An 18,683-nucleotide genomic window follows, 5' to 3' on the forward strand; every position below is an offset into this window, starting at 1 on the left:
CGACATAGCGCGTCGGCCGGGTAGGGGAAACGAATCAATCGATGGGGTTTTCAGGGGCGAAGGCAATCAGGCCCAGTGCGCCGGCACCCACACGCCGCCCATCCAGTGGCCCGGTACCCAGACAGCGGGGCGCGGGGCAACGTAGACCGGACGCGGCGCGATATAGATCGCACGCGGCAGCGGGCGCGCGACATACACCACCTTGGGCGCGGGCGGCGCGACATAGACGACCTTCGGGGCCGGCGCGACGTAGACCGTCTTCGGCGGCGGGGGCGGCACGTAGACAGCTTTCGGCGCGGGCGCGACATACACCGTGGTGTTGGCGGGCGGCGGCGGGGGCGGCGTGACTACCACGGGCGCGGGAGCCGGGGCGGGAACTGCAGCGACCGCAACCGTCGCGCCGACTGCGACTGTGCTGCCTCCGGTTACGACTGTCGTGCCACCCGTCGTGCCACCGGCGACCACGGTCGTGCCGTGCACGACTGTGCTGCCGCCCGAGGTCGTCACGACGCCCGGCGCCACACGCGTCGCGCTGCCCGAATGGGTGTAGGTGCCCCCATCCGCCCCCGTGACCGTGCCGGAGCGCGAGCAGGTGGAGCCGGCGCAATTCGTCGAGGCGTTGTGGCTTACGCTGTTGCCGTTGGCCGCCGTGACCGTGCCCGTCGAGCTGTACTGGCCCGGTGCGGTGCGGGTCACGCTGCCCGAGCTGGAAGCGCTGCGGCCGTCTTCGCCCGTCATCGTGCCGGTGTGCGAGCAGGTGCCGCCCGCGCAGTTCGTGTCGCCCGAATGCTGCACCGAACGTCCGTTCGGGCCGACTGCCGTGCCGCTATTCGAGAACTGTCCGGGAGCGGTGCGTGTGACCGTGCCCGTGTTGGTGGCGACGCCGCCCCACGGGCCAGCCACGCCGCCGGCGTGCGTGCAGCTGCCGCCGCCGCAGGAACCGGCGTGAGCGCCGTTATAGGTGCCGTGCGGCGTGTAGGCGGTGCCGTGACCGGACCAGCCCGCAAAGGCAGGAGCGCTGGCGAGCGCGATGAGCGTGGCGGCGGCGAGATGGAGCGATTTCATCAGAGGTCCTTGCGTTTGCGAGCTTGAGAGCGGGGCGGTTCGTTTCAGGACACGCATCCGGCGTGTCAGCGGAACGAACTATAGGGCGGACCCCGGCGCGAGTCGCGTGCAAAACCATGTCGCGGTGTTACATCTGAGCGGGCTATTTCCCCATGCCGCCCGTGCGTCAAGGGCGCGCTGCCGATGCGTTCAGCTGGCTGCTTTCACGCATGACATATCCCGACATACTTTGCGCGTGGTGTTTCGCGCGAAGCACTTCTAAAGTGCGCTTCATCCGACGCGACGACCGATGCATACGAACGACGCGTCTTTTCTCAGCGCACCTCTAACGTTCATCGTCATCATGCTCAACACTGGCAAGCTCGCGTATTACGTCACGCTCTTTATCGTCTTCGCCTCCCTGATCGAAGCGGCCTGGCTCACCTTCAGGAAGCGCCGCGAGGGCGAGGCCGCCTTCGACTGGTCCGAAGTCTGGCTCTCGCTTGCCGATCTGGCCGGAAGAAAACTGTTCGCGCTCCTGCCGATTTCGCTGGCCGCGCCGATCTTCCATTTCGCCTGGGAACATCGTCTTTTCACGCTCTCGATCGACAACCTCACGCTGGCGTTCTTTGTCTTTATCGGCCAGGAGTTCTGCTACTACTGGTATCACCGCGCCTCGCACCGCATGCGCTTTTTCTGGGCGACGCACGCGGTGCATCATTCGCCTAACCAGCTCACGCTCTCCTCGGCTTATCGACTCGGCTGGACTGGCAAGATCGCCGGGCCCGTGATGTTCTTCGCGCCGCTCGTCTGGCTCGGCGTGCGTCCTGAAATCGTGGTCGCGATCCTCTCGTTCAACCTGCTCTATCAGTTCTGGCTGCACAACACGTGGATTCCGAAACTCGGCTGGTTCGAGTACGTGTTCAATACGCCGTCCGCGCATCGCGTGCATCATGCGTCGAACGTCGATTATCTCGATGCGAATTACGGCGGCGTGCTGGTTGTGTTCGACCGCCTGTTCGGCACCTACGTGGCGGAACGCGCCGACGAACCGTGCCGCTATGGCCTCGTCACGCCGACGCGTTCGCGCAATCCGCTCGTCGTCGAATTCGAGCATTGGGTGAGTCTCGTGCGCGATATTGCGGCGGCTCCCAACGTGTGGACCGCCGTGCGCCATGTGATCCTGCCGCCGGGCTGGAGCGCCGACGGCCAGGGCGAGACCACGGAGGAACTGCGCAAGCGCAGCCTCGCGACGGTGCGCACGGATGCGTAGCGTGAACGATGCGATCAATGTGATCGCCAGGGCAGTTGCCGTAAATCGCAAGCTCCGCTAACGTGGCGGCCTGCGGCGGCCACGAGCCGCCGCAACGTTTTCGAACTTTCCGTCCAGACCCGGACGACTCTCTCGCAGAAAGCAGGCAGACAAGATGGATAACTCAGTGAACGGCAAGACGGTGGCGATCACCGGCGGATTCGGCAGCCTTGGTTTGGCGACGGCGCAGTTTCTCGTTGCGCGCGGCGCGAAGGTGGCATTGATCGGCCGGGGCGCGGCGCCTGTTGGCGAGGCGTTGCCCGCGGCGCTCAAGGATGCGGTGTGCCTCGGCGGCGTCGATCTGGTCGATGCCGAAGCAGCGCGCGCGGCGCTGCAAAAGGCCGGCGAGGCGCTGGGCGGACTCGACGCGCTCGTCAATATCGCGGGCGCTTTCCGCTGGGAAACGATCGCCGATGGCGACGCGCGCACCTGGGATCTGATGTTCGACCTGAATGTGAAGACGGCGCTCAACGCGTCGAAAGCGGCGCTGCCGGCGCTGATCGCGCGCGGCACGGGCCGTATCGTCAACATCGGTGCGGGCGCGGGGCAAAAAGCCGGACTGGGGATGGGTGCCTATTCGGCATCGAAGGCGGGCGTGGCGCGCCTGACCGAAGCGCTCGCCGAAGAACTCAAGGACAAAGGCGTGACGGTCAATGCGATCCTGCCGAGCATCATCGACACGCCGCAGAATCGCGCCGATATGCCCGATGCCGATTTCACGCGCTGGGTTCAAGCCGACGAAATTGCCTCGGTGATCGCGTTCCTGATTTCGTCAGACGCACGCGCGGTGACCGGCGCCGCGATCGCAGTAAACGGGCGCGTTTAACGGCTGCGAAGAACCGTAGCGAAAAGCGTGCACGGGCCTAGTGCCCGTGACCGCCGCTGCTGCCGTGGCCACCGGCGCTTTGCCAGGTGCCGCCACCGCCATGCCAGCCGCCGTGGCCGCCGTGCCACCCGCCGCCATGCCAGCCACGGTAGCAGCATCCGCCACCGCCCCAATACGCGAAGCCGAAGCTCGGCCCGTAGTAATAGTCGGGGTAATAGCCGTAGCCATATGGGTAGCCGTAAGCGTAGGGATAGCCATAGCTCGCGTCGTAATAGCCCGGATAGCCGGGGTAGGGAGCGACGGCACAGCCTGCGAGCGCGGCGGCCGTCCCCAATGCGCAGACGAAACGGAACACGATAATCTCCCCTCAATATTCCTTTGGCAACGCCAGGCGGGGTCGGGTTCACGAGGAATTGTGTCCGCGAATTACTGTCGCGCATGCCCAGATTGTCAGGAAGCCGAAAGATTTTTCGCGCTGCCGAAAAATAGCCGGTCGAGCAGCAGGACAACGAGAATCGTTGCGCCCATCAGCGGAAAAACCACGGCGAGAATCGCCAGGCCGGCCTTCCATGCGCGCATCGGCGGGGCCGCGCGCTCGCGCGACGGCGCGCCCACGGTACGGGCGGGACGGCGCAGCCACCACATGACGAAACCCGTTACTGCAAGGGCCGCAAGGCCCAGTGAAATCGCCGCGCAGATCAGTTGATTCGCAAGGCCGAAATATCGGCCCATATGCAGCGATGTGCCATAGGAAATGACCTGCGAAACCGCGCCGTAATCGGCATAGTGAATGTCCTTCAGCACTTTGCCGCTGTACTGGTCGATATAGACGGTGCGTTCTTTTTGCGGGTCTGAGGGGAAATACGACACCGTGTAGACGCCGGTCGCCGTCGAGGGCAACGCCACGTCGTAACCGCTGGCCACGCCAAGCGCACGCACGCGCGCGACGACCTGGTCGAGCGTGAGGCGCGGGGGCTCGGGTGTGGCCGCGTCGGGTGACTGCGGCACCTTCATCGCGCCCACAGCCCACGGCACGTTGGGCAAGGGCAGGTCGTCCATCACCATGCCGGGCATCGACGACATATCGTGGCCCGCATGTTCCGCGTGTTCCGCATGATCCATCTGCATGGCCGGCGCTCCCTCAGCGCGCGTCGGCGCGCCCGGCAGCGTGGATTTCAACGGCAGGCCGCCGCCCCACGCGCCGCGCGGCGCGCCTGCATTTACGCGCGTGGCCAGCGCCTTGAACTGCTTGCCCCACGAGCCGGTCCACGGCAGGCCGCTGACCACAAACGCGAGCGCGCCCACGGCGAGCCAGATGCCGACCACGCCATGCAGGCTCTTCCAGAATGGCCTTCCCTTTGCGCCCAGACGAGGCCAGAGCGCGGCGCGCCACGCCGATCCGCTGCCGCCAGACGTTGCGCGCGGCCACCACAGCGCTACGCCCGTGCCGATCATGACGAGCGTCCAGCACGCCGCCAGTTCCATCAGCAGTTCGCCAGGCTTGCCAAGCAGCAGTTTGCGATGGAGCATGCGATCCACTTGCATGAATCGCCGGTCGACGTCGAGCGTGCCGAGCACTTCGCCGCTATATGGATTCAGATAGACGCTTTGCTTGCTGCCATTGGCGAGCGCGAATACGAATTCGGCGCTGCGTGCGGGATTGGATTCGATATGCGCGCGGAGGGGTTTCGCGTCGGCGGGCAACGAAGCCTGCGCCCGTGAGAGCAGCGTATCGGTGGGCAGGCGCGGCGTGCCGGCAGGCGTCACCACGAGACGATGCGGATAAAGCAGCGGTTCGATCTGCGGCTGGAAGCAATAGATCGTGCCCGTGATGGCCAGCACGATCAGAAATGGCATGACGAACAGGCCAGCATAGAAGTGCCAGCGCCATAGCGTGCGATAGCCGGCATGGACCGTACCGGCTGCGCGCGCGGTGCGCGTTCCGGAGGCGGGCAACGTAGCGGACATTGGAGGCTCCTTTGATTTCAGTGTTATGGATGCGAAGAATGCGAGCGATCGCTCATATTCCGATCTTCGCCTCGACATAGAACGTGCGGCCCGGATAGGGGTGATAGACGAAGTAGCGCGCGTCGAACAGGTTATCGACACCAACACCGATCTCGCTCTTCTTCGTGGGCCGGTAGGTGTACTTCACATCGGCGACCGTATAGGTGCTGGTGCCGCCGAACACGTTCGGATTCGTATCGGTATTGGTGAGCGTGTTGTATTGACGCCCCGAATAGCGGGCCGCGAGCGTGAGCGCGTTATGCGCGTCGAAGCGATAAGTCGCGACCGCATTTACGCGCCACAGCGGAATGCGATAGAAGTACTTGCCGACGCTGGCCGGGTTCTGCGCGTTCTCCAGGATCTTCGACTGCGTGTACGCCACGCTCGCGGTGAGATCGAGGCCGCGCAGCACGACGTCCTCGCCCTGATAGCTGGTTTCCACGCCGCGCGAGCGCACCTTGCCGATGTTCTGGAAGTTGGTGACGTTCGGAATGACCGTGGTATCGGTCTGGCTGAAGATCGTGTTCTTCACGTCGTCCTGGAACAGCGTGAAGCGGAACAGCCCGTTCCAGTGCGCCCATTCGGCGGTGAGTTCCTTCGACAGATCGTCTTCGGCCTTCAGATTGGGATTGTTGTTGACGATGGACGAGCCGTTTATCTGCCCCTGGAACAACTCGCCCACGGTCGGGAAGCGGTACGCGCGCGCGACCGAGGCGCGCAGCGTGAGATCGTCGGTGAGATCGAAGGAGAGCGAAGCCTTCGGCGAGAAATGACGATCGCCCACGCCCGCATAAGGCACGGTCGATGCGCCCAGCGCCTGATAGCCGTCGTAGGCGTGCCAGTCCTCATAGCGCACACCATAGACGAGCTTCCAGCGCGGCAGAAAGCGCCATGCGTCCTGCGCATAGAAGGCCTGCGTTTCGGTCTTTCCCGCGAACGCGTTGGCGAAACTGCCTGCCGGGCCGTCGCGCCACGCCAGCGTGTTGTAGGTGCGGTTATCGACGCTGTAATTGTCGTAGTGATAGCCGAAAGTCAACCAATGCGCGCCGAGCCCCGCATCGGGTCGCGCGGGCGTCCAGGTGGTCTTGAGATCGAGCGTCTTCCAGCCGGTGCCGTCGCCAAGCGTCATCGTGCCAGCGCCGTTCCCCGGGCCGCCCGAACTCGCCGTACGCGCAACACTATTGCTTACATCGTAGTACGAAGCAATGGCTTCGCCGTTCCAGCCAGTGGCCTGATGCGTGCGCAAGTTGACGCCATAGAGCCAGTTCTCGCTCCATCCGCGGCTGGGCGCCATCGCCGCGGCAGGAATGGTGTACTCGTAGCCGCCGATGTTCACCTTGCCGCTATAGACGGGGTTGCCGTTGTCGTCGTAGAGGAAGGTCGATGTCTGGCTGTCGTAGGTCTGATGCCAGTAGCCGAGCGTGAAGCCGCCCTGCACGGTGGGCGTGAAATCGTATTGTGTGCGCAGCTTGAACTGGTCCTGCACGGTATGTTCGATGCCTTCGCCGTTCACGCCCAGCACGACAGTGCGCGCATTGGTCTGGTTGTTGTAGAAGTACGCGCCGTGCACAGGCGTGTCGCCGGCTTTCGCGGGCGTGGTCGATTGGGCGAGCGTCGCGAACTGTAGCGGCTGGCTGGTGTTTTCCAGATGATTGACGCCCAGCAGCCAGGAGAACTTGCCGATGCGGTCGCCAATCGACGCGCTCATTTCGCTGCCGTTGAAATTCTGGTTCACGCCATACAGGCTGAAATGCTGCGTGAACGCTTTGACGTCGGCATTGGCTTCGAATTGACTGGGCATGCGGGTGGTGATGAGCACCGTCGCGCCGAGCGAATTGCCCGGATAAAGCGCCGAGTATGGCCCGTAGATTACATCCACCTGCTGGATCTGGTCGGGGAACACCATCGACCAGCGCGGCGGGAACGCATAGCTGTTGCCGAGCAGATTCGACAGCAGCAAACCATCCGAATACACGAGGCCGCGTGCGCTTTGCGTGTTGCTCGTGCCGCGCACCGCGATGATCGAATTGAGGTCGCCTACGAAGCGTTTGCGCACCGCGAGATTCGGCAGGTACTTGAGCACGTCCTCTGTGTTGACGACGTTCCAGTTGCTGAATTGCGCGGGCGTCACGGTCTCGACAGTGGCGGGCAGATTCGGATCGACGGCGGGCGTGGGCGCACCTTTCGCGTCGCCGTGCGAAGCGCTGACCGTGACTGTGGGCAGTGTCGTGGAGGCTTTATCGGCATTGGCGGCGGCATCGGCCGCGTGAGCCGAAGCCGTGGCGAATGCGGCAAGCGCTGCGGCCGCCAAGGGCGCGATCAGAGACAACGGAGCGAGGCGGGTACGGACGTGCGGATACAACCGCGAGGGCGAGCGCAGGCGCGCGCCGCGCGAGGCGGGCGTGGACATGGTGAGATTTCCCCAGAGCGATGAACGTGCGGCCGCACGCACCCGCATGGCGGGTCTGCGCGTGTGCAGCGCGCGTGTCGTCCACATGACGCCGATGGGCTGATGAACCGTTGGAATTCAGCCTTCGATCAGGCGAGCGCGCACGCGAACCATTGAGGACACAGGCGGGCGCGATCGCGGGCGATCATGCGGAAAAAACGCAAACGTGCGGCCGTTAAAGGCTGCTATCAGGCAGGATCAGGCGAGAACGGGAGGGGCGCGCGGCCGGCCCGAGGGGAAGGCCCCGAAGGGCGTATGACGCGTGGAGAGCGGCGCGACGCGATCGACGGCGGCCACGAGCGCGCGTAGCGGCTCGGGCGCCGGGATGGCTGGCATCGCGACATGGTGTTCGAGCAGATGGCAGTAGCCGCAGGCGCCGAACGCATCGTCGTGCGAAAGATGCGGGGCCGTGGAGGCGGGCTGGAGCGCCGAACAAAGCGCGGCGTCCGGCTCGTGCGCGTGATGCGCGGCGATCAACTGACTCGCGAGCGGCGCAAGCACGATGAGCCACATGGCAACGAGGCCAAGCCATGCGGTCAGCAGAATGTGCTTGCGTAGTTTCATTTCGGAGTGAGCGATTTGCGCGGCGCAGTCTACCATGATGCGAATGATTTGCGCACGCATTTACACATGCTGAAAGTCGTCATAAGCAGTCCCGTATTTATCGCCGGTTTATCGTCGACACTCAGGGAGACTGCCGTAAAACAGGGGCTTTCGAACAATTCCGATGGTTCGTCGGATGGGCGTGCGCGATCATTAGTGACTTCTATCACTGATTAACTTTAAGGGCCGCCTGCGTCGCGGCGCGCGATCATGTCCGTCTTTCCTCTACGCCCTTCATCGAGCCTGCGCTGGCTGGCACGTACCGCCGAACCCGTCGGGCAACGCCTGGAGCATCGGGCATGTGACCGTACGCCGCAGGGGCAGGCGCTGCTTTCGCGCGGCAGCGGAATCCGCGCGACGCTTTGCGGTCTGGCGCTGCCTGATAGTTTTGCGCTGAAACTCGGCGCGCGCACGCATGCCACGCCACGCAATCCGGTGGCCTGTCCGCTCGAGGAGAGCGCGTTACGTCAGTGGTGCGTGCGTCGGCAAAGCGGCAATTGCCCGGAATGTCTGAAGCAGGCCGAAGACGAAACACAGCCATCGCCCCGCTGAAACATCGCGCTTACGCGGGGTACTGGCTTGCGGCCTGCTCGCGCAGCGCCTCCAGTTCCTGCACGATTGCCGTCGACAACTCTTCTACCTCGTCAGTCCATTCGCCGGCTTCACGCAGCGTCGCGCGCAACTCGAGGCACGCTTCGTAGAGCATCGAAGGACCGAGCACGGCTAGGCCACCCGAGACGCGGTGCGCCCACTCGCGCAGCCGCTTGAAGTCGCGCTCCGGAGCGAGCCGCGCATAGTCGGCGATATCGTGATCGGCCTGCTCGATGAAGAGCGGCGCGATCTCGGGCGTTAGCGCAGGAAAACGCGGGACATCGGCATCTTCGTCGTCATCTTCACCGGCGCCTTCTTCGACGTCTTGCGCGGGCTGCGTGACCTGATGCACCTGCGCGGCGATATCCGCAAGCACGCGCGCGAGCGCCGCAAGCGGCACCGGTTTGCTCAGATAATCGGTAAAGCCCGACTGGCGGCCTTGCGCGATCTGTTCGGGCAGTGCATTGCCGCTCACCGCGTAGATGGGCAGCGCTGCATGCTTCGCCCGCGCGAGCTTCAACAGTTCGAGGCCGTTCATACGCGGCATGTTGAGGTCGGTGAGCACAACATCGACGTTTGCTTCGTCGAGTCGCGCAAGGGCTTCTTCGCCATCCTTAGCTTCGATCACGTTCGCGCCGAGGGTGCGCAACTGGTCGCGCAGCAGGCTGCGGTTGAGCAAATTATCTTCGGCGATCAGGACATTCAGGCGCTGGAACTCGCTAACTTGCGAAGGCTGCGGCGCGCTACTGGCCATAACGGCTGGCGTGATGACCGGCGTCGGCGCGCCAGGCTGCGCACGCAGCATCTGCGTGGCGGTGCGAATACCCGCGAGGCTGTATAGACTCACTTCGAGGCTACCGTCTGCGCGTGCGCGCGGCACGAGCGGCCCATCCTGGCACAGCCAGACGACATTGGCCGTGCCACCCCACAGGCGCTGCACCTCTTCGGCGGTGTATTCGCCGGTCACCAGCAGATAGTCCATCGCGCTCTCGCGCGACGAATCGTGCAGCGAAGCAAGATCGATCGGCAGACTGACTTTCGTGTCGAACAGATTCGTGAGCCACTCGCGATTTTCGGGCGCGCGGCACAGAATGGCCGGATGCGCGTCGGGGAGTGTCCACTCGCTGCCGGCGCTGGCTTCGCCGTCCGCGCGCAGCGGCAGAGTGACGATCACGCGCGTGCCTACGCCCAGCGTGCTGTCCACCTCGCAACGTCCATGCATCAATTTGGCGAGACGCCCGCAGATCGATAGCCCAAGACCCGTGCCGCGCGCTTCGGTGAGCCGATGCGCGTCGCCTTGCGTGAAGGGCTGAAAAAGCCGCGCCTTGAGCGATTCCGGCATACCCACGCCGGAATCCGCCACGCTGATTTCGAGCGTGTCGTCGCGCCAGTTCGCGCGCAGCACGACCTTGCCCGAGTGCGTAAATTTGAACGCATTGCTCAGCAGGTTATTGACGATCTGCGCGACGCGCACGGAGTCGAAAAAGAGGCGCGCGGGAATCGCGCGATCGATCACGAGGTAGAACGGCAGTTGCTGACGCGCCGCGAGTGGCGCATGTGCTAGCGCGATGCGCACCAGCAGCACGGCAATCGATTCGGATTCCTCTGAAAGCGTCATCGCGCCCACGTCGATCTTCGAGAAGTCGAGCACGTCGCTCACGATCTGCAGCAATTCGGAGGAGGAAATCTGCATTGCCTGCACGCGCGCCTCCTGCTCGGGCGCGAGCGGCCCGCGCGCCACCAGTTCGATGTTGCCGGTGAGCGAGGCCAGCGGCGTGCGGATCTCGTGGCTCATCGCCGCGAAGAAACTCACTTTGCTGCGCGCGGCCTCGTCGCTCGTGCGCTTCGCTTCGCGCAGCAGGCGCTCGGCTTCATAGTGCTTCGACATATCGGCGAAAGCGCAGAACATCACGTCCTCGCGCCGCATGGTGGCCGGTGCGAAGGTGATTTCCAGATGCACGCTTTCGCCATCTTCGCGTGTGAGCGAGAAGGGCAGATCGTAGATCGGCAATTCGCCGTCGCTGGGCGTCGCATAGGGCATGCGCTGTTCGAACTCGGCGCATAGCGCGCCCGGCAGCCGCGTTGCCTGGACGTCGAGGCCGAGCACGTTACGCACTATCTGGTTCGCGATGATGATCTCGAAGTTGCGCTGCCGCACGATGCACAAGCCGACCGGCGTCGCATGCACGAGCAGATGGTTGAGCAGTTCGCCCTCAAGCGCGCGCGTGGCTTCCGCATAGGTGCGTTCGAGCACGTGGCGGTTCCAGTAGCGCGCGAGTGCGGCAAGGAGAACAAAAAGCGCCAGCGTCATCAGCGCGATGGCGGTGAGCGGCATACGGATCAGGGCGAATTGCTCGGCCCACGAAATCGTCAGCGTGTAGTGGCCGAAATCGTATTCGAGTGGCTGCTCGCGCATGGCCCAGCCGAAACGCGGCAGCAGATGAAAGTGCGCTGGCGCGAGGCCGGCGACTGCGCGATCGACATATTGCGCGCCGGCTGCCGGCAGCGGGCCGGCGAGCATCGCACCGTCACGGTCGAACAAGGTGGGGGCTGCCGCATCGGCGTCGCCGAGGTTGGGCACGCGCGGCAAACGGCTGAGATCGATCGCGGTCAGCACGATCGCAAAGGGCTTGCCGTCCTTGATCACTGGGACGGCGCCCAGCATGATGGACGGCGCGAAACCGAGTCCTACTGACGGATGAAACCATGTGACCTGGCGCCAACGGCCCTCGCCGAGCGGGTCGATTCCGCGTGTACTCATGCGCAGCAGCACCGCGTCCACCAGCAGGCGCGCCTGCTCGACGCCGCCTTGCAGCGATGCAGTGGTGGTCGAAGCGCGCGGGTTGGGTTTGAGTTGATGGCTCCAGGCGGCGCTGCCGTCGAGCAGTACGAACATCATGGGCTCGTCTGGATCGATCACCGAGGCCATCTGCGCTACCCGATCGCAGAACGTGCGCAGGTCCGGCGCGCCGGTGAGACCGTCGAAGGCGGGCGTGCAGCGTTGGGGCGGGCCGGGTACGGCCGTGAGAGGGCTGGCTAGCGCCCCTAGCTCGTGTAGCGCGAGCAGCAGATGCAGGTTCGAAAGCAGAGCGAAGCGCCGCAGCAGGATCTTATTGGTCTGCTCCGTGACAACGCGTATCTGCGTGGCCTGATTCGAAAGCGACGCCGCACCGATGCTGAAGGCAGCCACAATCGCCGCGCAAAGTCCCGCGAACGACAGCAGCACGAGCAGCATGCCGAATACGCGCCGCTCGCGCTGCAAGTTGTGTTCAAGCGCCTTGAGCGCGCCGAGCGGCGAAGCGAGCGATGCGATGCGCCGTTCCATTATGCGAATCCGTGTTCGCTCGCGTAGCGGATCAGATCGGCATTCGATTCGAGGTGCAGCTTGCGCATGGCGGCGCGCTTTTGCGTGGCGACGGTTGTGACGGAGCGGCTCAGGCGCTTCGCGATCTCCGTCACACTCAGGCCTAGTGCAAACAGGCGCACGACCTCCAGTTCGCGCGGCGATAGCGGATTGCTGCGGCGAAAATCGTCGGCGGTCGAGCCTTCCTTCGCCAGCCGCTCGGCGATGCGCGCGGAAAGCGTCGTGCCCGGTTCGACGAGCGCGCGCTGGCAGACCTGGGCGAGCGTCGGAATCGGCTCGTCCTTGCCGACCAGCCCGGCCACGCCTAGCGCGGATAGCTCGTGCAGGATGCCGCCGTTGGTGAGCATCGTGAACACTACGACGGGCAGGTCGGGATAGAGACGCCGCACGCGGGCGATGAGGCGCAGGCCGTCTTCGTCCTCAAGCTCGCCCTGCATCGAAAAGTCGGTTACGAGCAGATCGCAGGGTATCGTGCGCAGCGTGTCGAGCAGCCCGGCGCCGGAATCCGTGGTCGCTACGACCCGATGGCCCGGCAACTGGTCGAGGTAGTCGCGGATGGCCGTCAGGACGACTGGGTGATCGTCGGCGACTACGATCCGCAGGGTGTGCGTGGCATTCGTCATGGGCGTGAGCGTGTCGCCTGGCAAGAGCAGTCGGAAGGGCGGCGCGATGCGCCGGGCCGTATATCGTTCTGCATCCCTGAAGGTTATCTCATTATGTCGCGTGGGAACGGAAGACTTGTCTGTCGGACAAGGTGGCGCGGAACGTGCGCTGCCGTTGCGTTGCGCCAGTGGGTCAGTGATTGCCGCAGCGGTGCAGGCCGCTCGCGTCGGCGCAGCTGCGCGCCATGCTGGGTACGTCAGTGCAGTGCATGTGGAAACAGGCGGCGGAGAAGCGGCCCATATCGGCGCCCGGCATGGCACAGGTCTCGCGGCAGGCCCGCGTGGGCACCGAAGCGAAGCGCAGCGGGGCGGAACGCGCTGCCGCCTGAGCGCCGTGCCCGATGGCGTGGCCGGACGCCGGGGCGTGCTGTCGCCCGGCGAGGCCGAAGACCAGCGCCCAGATCATCATCGCCCATCCCAGCGCGCTGGCCGTCGCGATTGGCCAGAAGGTGGCTTGCGGCTCGCGCCACAGCAGAAAGAGCGCGGCAAAAAAGGCCACGTAGAACAGGGGCAACAGATAAATGCCGAAGCGGCTCGCCCGTTCGCAGGCCCTCAGAACCCACGACGTCAGCGGTGAAAGAGTCGGACGGACAGGCGAAGCGACGGACATGGCAGAGGCTCATTCGGATGGGAAAGGGCGGTGGCGCAGTACGGCTTGCCGGCCACACTTCGACTTTAGCGATGAGCGCTGACAGACTAAATCGGATGATTCTGAGAAATAATGGAGATGTTATGTAAGAATTTACCGTGCATACGACGAGAATTCTGATCTAAAGCGTCAGGAGGTTGCCGAGCGCCGGAATGTTTGCTGACAGATCGGGATTACCCTCAAGGCCGCGAACTCCAGGCGCCACATAACGTCTTAACCGGCCAGGGAAGCGGGCGTGGCCGCCGCTGCCGCCCGCGCGATCGATGGGCCGCGCGGTGCGGCCGGCGACCACACGCGCTATCCTGTTGCGCCCCGCGCGCGGGGATCATCGAAGAACCGCTTTTACAGGAACAATTCAATGCGCCGACGTCAATTTCTTCTCAGCTCCAGCGTCGCGGTCGCCGCGAGTGGTCTCGCTCTCGCCGGCTGCACGACGACTCCGCTGGGGTCCGGCAACAGCGCTGCCCAGAACGCGGCCAAGCGCAATTCGATCGACGCCAGCGTGGACGCCACGCTCACGCGCCTGTTCAACACCGTGAGCGGCTCGCAGGAACTCATCTCGAAGGCAAGCGGCGTGCTGGTGTTCCCGAGCGTGATCTCGGCGGGATTCTGGATCGGCGGCCAGTACGGCACCGGCGCGCTGCGCATCAACGGCCGCACGGACGGTTACTACAGCACGGTGGCGGGCTCGTTTGGCCTGCAGATCGGTGCGCAATCCAAGGCCATCATCTTCGCGTTCATGAACCAGGGCGCGCTCGAAGACTTCCTCAAGAGCCAGGGCTGGGCGGCCGGCGCCGATGCGACGGTCGCGGTCGTGACCGTGGGCGCCAACGGCAATGTCGATACCTCGACCGCGACCAGCCCCGTCGAAGCCTTCGTGCTGACCAACGCCGGCCTGATGGCGGGCGTCTCGCTCGAAGGCGTCAAGGTCTCGCGTCTGGTGATCTGACCACCATGAGCGAGACGGCTAAAACCGGCGGCAAGCCCACTTTCAGCCGCCGCCACAAGATTCATTTTTCCGAATGCGACCCGGCCGGAATCGTGTTTTATCCGCAGTATTTCGTGCTGTTCAACGATCTGATCGAGTCGTGGATCGACGAACTGATGCCCGACGAGGGCTATCACGGCATCATCGGTGCGCGGCGGGTGGGCATGCCCACCGTTCGGCTCGAAGTGGATTTCACGGCGGTCAGCAGGATGGGCGATGACGTGACGCTGTCGCTCGACGTGCAACGCGTCGGGCAGGCGTCGCTGACGCTCGCCTGGGCCTGCACGGGCGCGGACGGCGTGGTGCGCATGAGCGCGACGCAGACGATCGTCACGACGTCGCTCGACACGCACAAGGCCATCGCCATCCCCGACGATCTGCGTGAGGCGCTCGTCGCTTCGGCGGCACGCCCAGGCGTTTGAGCCGGGGCACGCCCGAATCTCAGCGCGCTGCGCCCAGCGCGCTTTCCAACGTCGCGAAAGTGCGCTCGTCGGTGCGGTCGAACTGCAGCGGCGTGACCGAAACACGGCCCGAATGCACCACGGCCGTCTCCGAATCCGGCCCGTTCTCGCGCGGCCCGCGATGAAAGCGCAGCCAGTGATAGTCGATGCCGCGTGGATCGATCTGCGGCACGACATCGATGCCTTGCACGAGACCGACGCCCTGGCGCGTGACGGTCAGCGGCCCGGCGGCGCTTGCATCGACATCGGGGAAATTCACGTTCAGGCAGACCGGCGCGTCATGCGAAATGGCCGCGAGACGGCGAATCACGTCGGGCGCCAGCGCGCGGGCCGTGTCCCAGCGCACGTGGTCGCGGTCGCGGAAGGCCTGGCTCAACGCGATCGACGGCAAGCCGAGCAGCAGGCCCGTCATGGCAGCGCCCACCGTGCCCGAGAACATCGTCTCCACACCGAGATTCGCGCCGCGATTGATGCCTGAGAGCACCAGCGACGGCGTGACATCGCCCATCAGATGGCGCACGGCCATCACCACGCAGTCGCCGGGCGTGCCCATCACGCCGAAACGGCGCTCGCCACGGCGGCTCACGCGCAGCGGCGAGTGCAGGCTGATCGAATGGGAGGTGCCGCTCTGATCGTGCTCTGGCGCGACGACCCACACTTCGTGGGCGAGTTCGGCGGCCACCGCTTCCAGGACGGCGAGGCCGGGCGCATCGATGCCGTCATCGTTGGTAAGGAGCACGCAGGGGAGTTTCGAGTCGGGTGCGGACATGGCAAGTCTCGTTCAGGGTTGAAGGCAGACAGGTGCAGCAGCAACGGCCATTATGGAAGAAGGCGGCCTATTTCGCGACGGATCAAGACGTATTGGATATAGACTAGCGCGCAGCGGTTGGCGCTCCCAGCGTTCGGGCGCGGGCCGCGGCCCCTTGTTTTACGTATCCATTGCGTTGTTGCGGCGCCCGCCGCGAGGAGACTCCGTGAAGCCGCAAGACCTGCCAGATATCGCTCGCGCGCTGTTCATCATCGCGATCCTCTGCGCATTGACGGTCGGTTCCCTCTACGTCATGCGTCCATTCATTCCGGGCCTGATCTGGGCGACCATGATCGTCGTCGCCACCTGGCCCGCGATGCTCGCGGTCCAGCACCGTTGCGGCGGGCGGCGCGGCATCGCCACACTCGTCATGCTGCTGATCCTGCTGGTGGTAATCGTCCTGCCTCTCTACGAAGCGATTTCCACGCTCGCGGAACACGGCGGCGAAATCATGGGCCTGATCCGCAGCCTGCCCAGCTATACGCTGCCGCCTCCGCCGATGTGGATTCACGACCTGCCGATGGTGGGCGCGCGCATCGCCGGCGAATGGCAGACGCTTTCCGATGCCGGCCCGGGCGGACTGCTCGCGCGTCTCGAACCCTACGTGTCGATCGCGGCGCACTGGCTCATCGGTCACGCGGCTTCGGTGGGCGTGTTCGTGCTGCATATGGTCGTCACCATCATCATCACCGGCATTCTGTATATGCAGGGCGAAAAAGCGGCGGCGTTCGTGGTGCGCTTCGCGCAACGTGTCGGCCCGCGCTATGGCGAGGAGGCGGTGCGCCTCGCAGGAGCGGCGATCCGCGCGGTTGCGCTCGGCATTGTCGTGACGGCGGTGCTGCAATCGGCGCTGGGCGGCATTGGTCTGGCGATCGCCGGCGTGCCCGGCGCGGGGGTGCTCACCGCGCTCATGCTCATGCTTTGCCTCGCACAGATCGGCCCGGGTCTGCCGCTGTTCGGCGGCGCGATCTGGCTGTTCATGCACGATGCTCACGTGGCGGCGATCCTGCTCGCGGTGTGGTCCGTGATGGTCGTCATGCTCGACAACTTCGTGCGGCCGGTGCTGATCCGGCGCGGCGTGAATCTTTCGATGCTGCTGATTCTTTCGGGCGTGCTGGGCGGCATGTTCGCGTTTGGCATCGTCGGGCTGTTTATCGGTCCGGTGATCCTCGCGGTGTCTTCCACGCTGCTCAAGGCGTGGATCGAAACGCCTGGGGCGCCTGCCGCTGACGTTTGAAAGCCTGACGCCTCACCGGCGACCCATCGAGACGAAAAACGTCTCGATGGGCGATTCATCAGACTGTTTCCTCTCACCCGCCTTATCCCTCCAGCAACCAAGGCAGCTTAACGACACGCCGCTTCATTCGACGTTAGGATGACGGCTGGACTTCGCCTGGTTCTTGCGTTCATCGCGTTCACTTGCGCATATCTGCGCCGGACTCGCTGCACACGTCGTCCCGTTTGCTCGGAGCGCTCGCGTGGGCACGCGCGGCGCCGCGCTTTTCGGGAGGGAAAATGGCTCAGATCAACTGCGACATATGCGGCGTGCGGCCCGCGAGCGTGCGGGTGGCCGTGTTGCAGGACGGCAGGCGGCGCTTTCTCGACGTCTGCGACTATCACTACGCCCAGCTCACGCGGCATCAGCGCACGCTGAGCCCGCTCGAATCGCTGTTCCGCGCCGCGCAGCAGGCCGAAGCGGCGCCGGGGCAGAATCCCACGCATACGATGGAAGCCGGCGACGGCGCCATTGTCGAGCGTCATTTCAGCGATGTCGCGCGCGAATTGCTGCAACGGGCCGCCGAACGCGCCCTGCAATTCGGCCGCCGCGAAGTGGATACCGAACACCTGCTTTACGAACTGGCCGGCAACGAAGCGGGCGCCGCCATGCTCACGCGCCTGGGTATCGAGCCCGCCGACGTGCGCGCCTTCATCGACGCCAACGCGCAGAAACGCGATCCGATCGCGACGGGCGACGAGGGCCGCGTGGCCGTGTCGCCGCGCCTGAAGGGCGCGCTCGATCGCGCGTTTCTCATCTCGCGCGAACTGGGTCATAGCTACGTGGCGCCCGAGCATTTGCTGCTGGGCCTCACACAGGTGCCGGACAGCTTCGCGGGCCATCTGCTAGCCCGTTACGGCGTGACGCCGCAGAAGGTGCTCCAGCGGCTCGTGGAAGCCCAGGGCGACCCGAAAGAGCGGCCTGCCGCGAAAGCGCCCAGCCCCACGCCACAACTCGACCAGTACAGCCGCGATCTCACCGCGCTTGCGAGTGAAGGCAAGCTCGATCCCGTGATCGGGCGTTCGAGCGAAATCGAAACCGTCGTGGAAGTGCTGGCGCGGCGCCGCAAGAACAATCCGGTGCTGATCGGCGAGCCTGGCGTGGGCAAGACCGCCATCGCCGAGGGACTCGCGCAGCGCATGCTCAACGGCGATGTGCCCGAATCGTTGCGCGGGCGGCGCCTTGTCGAACTCAACGTGAACGGCCTGATTGCGGGCGCGAAGTATCGCGGCGAATTCGAGGAACGCGTGAAGGGCGTGATGGAAGAGATCTCAGCCCAGCGCGAGAATCTCGTGCTCTTTATCGACGAAGTGCATATGATCGTCGGCGCGGGTCAGGGCGGCAATGAAGGCGGACTCGATATCGCCAACGTCTTCAAGCCCGCGATGGCGCGCGGCGAATTGAACCTGATTGGCGCCACTACGCTATCCGAATACCAGAAGTACATCGAAAAGGACGCGGCGCTCGAACGCCGCTTCCAGCCCGTGTTCGTGGCCGAGCCGAGCGTCGATCAGACCATCAATATCCTGCGCGGGCTGCGCGACAAACTCGAAGTCCACCATCACGTGACGATTCGCGACGACGCGCTCGTCTCCGCCGCCGAACTGTCGGATCGCTATATCACCGGGCGCTTTCTGCCGGAC

At 64.8% G+C, this 18,683-nt stretch carries 16 protein-coding genes; 7 read left to right on the forward strand and 9 right to left on the reverse strand.

Annotated elements, in window-relative coordinates:
• Positions 1 to 66 precede the first annotated feature (66 nt).
• Positions 67 to 1,065, reverse strand: coding sequence for a hypothetical protein (locus VG320_RS13170; RefSeq protein ID WP_327200544.1), 999 nt, complete (start codon positions 1,063 to 1,065; stop codon positions 67 to 69).
• 343 nt (positions 1,066 to 1,408) lie between these two features.
• Between VG320_RS13170 and VG320_RS13175 the strand changes: the two genes are divergently transcribed.
• Together VG320_RS13175 and VG320_RS13180 are read left to right on the forward strand one after the other, a co-directional pair.
• Complete coding sequence (locus VG320_RS13175) at positions 1,409 to 2,317, forward strand: sterol desaturase family protein (protein ID WP_327200560.1); 909 nt, start codon at positions 1,409 to 1,411, stop codon at positions 2,315 to 2,317.
• A gap of 154 nt (positions 2,318 to 2,471) precedes the next feature.
• Positions 2,472 to 3,182, forward strand: coding sequence for an SDR family NAD(P)-dependent oxidoreductase (locus VG320_RS13180; protein WP_327200545.1), 711 nt, complete (start codon positions 2,472 to 2,474; stop codon positions 3,180 to 3,182).
• A 37-nt stretch (positions 3,183 to 3,219) separates the two neighbouring features.
• On the opposite strand, the gene VG320_RS13185 is transcribed toward VG320_RS13180, so the two are convergent.
• The 4 genes from VG320_RS13185 to VG320_RS13200 form a co-directional block, all read right to left on the reverse strand.
• Entirely contained in the window at positions 3,220 to 3,537 is a 318-nt protein-coding gene (locus tag VG320_RS13185) for a hypothetical protein (RefSeq protein ID WP_327200546.1), read from the reverse strand.
• Between the two features lie 95 nt (positions 3,538 to 3,632).
• Positions 3,633 to 5,150, reverse strand: a complete 1,518-nt coding sequence (locus VG320_RS13190) for a PepSY domain-containing protein (protein WP_327200547.1) — start codon at positions 5,148 to 5,150, stop codon at positions 3,633 to 3,635.
• Between the two features lie 52 nt (positions 5,151 to 5,202).
• On the reverse strand, positions 5,203 to 7,599 hold the full coding sequence (locus VG320_RS13195; RefSeq protein WP_327200548.1) for a TonB-dependent receptor: 2,397 nt from the start codon (positions 7,597 to 7,599) through the stop codon (positions 5,203 to 5,205).
• A 237-nt stretch (positions 7,600 to 7,836) separates the two neighbouring features.
• Positions 7,837 to 8,202 carry a DUF2946 domain-containing protein gene (locus VG320_RS13200; RefSeq protein ID WP_327200549.1) on the reverse strand — a complete coding sequence of 122 codons (366 nt, stop codon included), beginning with the start codon at positions 8,200 to 8,202 and terminating at the stop codon, positions 7,837 to 7,839.
• Positions 8,203 to 8,451: 249 nt separating this feature from the next.
• On the opposite strand from VG320_RS13200, the gene VG320_RS13205 reads away from it, so the two are divergent.
• Positions 8,452 to 8,793 (forward strand): hypothetical protein, encoded by a 342-nt coding sequence (locus tag VG320_RS13205; RefSeq protein WP_327200550.1) that lies wholly within the window; start codon positions 8,452 to 8,454, stop codon positions 8,791 to 8,793.
• A gap of 10 nt (positions 8,794 to 8,803) precedes the next feature.
• Here VG320_RS13205 and VG320_RS13210 read toward each other — a convergent pair whose 3' ends face one another.
• The 3 genes from VG320_RS13210 to VG320_RS13220 all read right to left on the reverse strand — a co-directional run bounded on the left by VG320_RS13210 (position 8,804) and on the right by VG320_RS13220 (position 13,468).
• Entirely contained in the window at positions 8,804 to 12,157 is a 3,354-nt protein-coding gene (locus tag VG320_RS13210) for a hybrid sensor histidine kinase/response regulator (protein WP_327200551.1), read from the reverse strand.
• Positions 12,157 to 12,819 carry a response regulator transcription factor gene (locus VG320_RS13215; protein ID WP_327200552.1) on the reverse strand — a complete coding sequence of 221 codons (663 nt, stop codon included), beginning with the start codon at positions 12,817 to 12,819 and terminating at the stop codon, positions 12,157 to 12,159. The genes VG320_RS13210 and VG320_RS13215 overlap by 1 nt, the downstream gene beginning before the upstream one ends.
• A gap of 172 nt (positions 12,820 to 12,991) precedes the next feature.
• Positions 12,992 to 13,468: a hypothetical protein gene (locus tag VG320_RS13220; RefSeq protein ID WP_327200553.1), complete on the reverse strand. Its 477-nt coding sequence runs from the start codon at positions 13,466 to 13,468 to the stop codon at positions 12,992 to 12,994.
• A 397-nt stretch (positions 13,469 to 13,865) separates the two neighbouring features.
• Between VG320_RS13220 and VG320_RS13225 the strand changes: the two genes are divergently transcribed.
• Positions 13,866 to 14,456: a BPSL1445 family SYLF domain-containing lipoprotein gene (locus tag VG320_RS13225; protein WP_327200554.1), complete on the forward strand. Its 591-nt coding sequence runs from the start codon at positions 13,866 to 13,868 to the stop codon at positions 14,454 to 14,456.
• Between the two features lie 5 nt (positions 14,457 to 14,461).
• Positions 14,462 to 14,917, forward strand: coding sequence for a thioesterase family protein (locus tag VG320_RS13230; RefSeq protein ID WP_327200555.1), 456 nt, complete (start codon positions 14,462 to 14,464; stop codon positions 14,915 to 14,917).
• 19 nt (positions 14,918 to 14,936) lie between these two features.
• On the opposite strand, the gene surE is transcribed toward VG320_RS13230, so the two are convergent.
• Positions 14,937 to 15,725 carry a 5'/3'-nucleotidase SurE gene (gene surE, locus VG320_RS13235; RefSeq protein ID WP_327200556.1) on the reverse strand — a complete coding sequence of 263 codons (789 nt, stop codon included), beginning with the start codon at positions 15,723 to 15,725 and terminating at the stop codon, positions 14,937 to 14,939.
• A 205-nt stretch (positions 15,726 to 15,930) separates the two neighbouring features.
• Between surE and ydiK the strand changes: the two genes are divergently transcribed.
• Both ydiK and VG320_RS13245 read left to right on the forward strand, forming a co-directional pair.
• Positions 15,931 to 17,001, forward strand: coding sequence for an AI-2E family transporter YdiK (gene ydiK / locus VG320_RS13240; protein ID WP_327200557.1), 1,071 nt, complete (start codon positions 15,931 to 15,933; stop codon positions 16,999 to 17,001).
• 278 nt (positions 17,002 to 17,279) lie between these two features.
• A partial coding sequence (locus VG320_RS13245) for an ATP-dependent Clp protease ATP-binding subunit (protein ID WP_327200558.1) occupies positions 17,280 to 18,683 on the forward strand: 1,404 nt, incomplete at its 3' end.

Source organism: Paraburkholderia sp. (assembly GCF_035948235.1).
GTDB lineage: Bacteria > Pseudomonadota > Gammaproteobacteria > Burkholderiales > Burkholderiaceae > Paraburkholderia.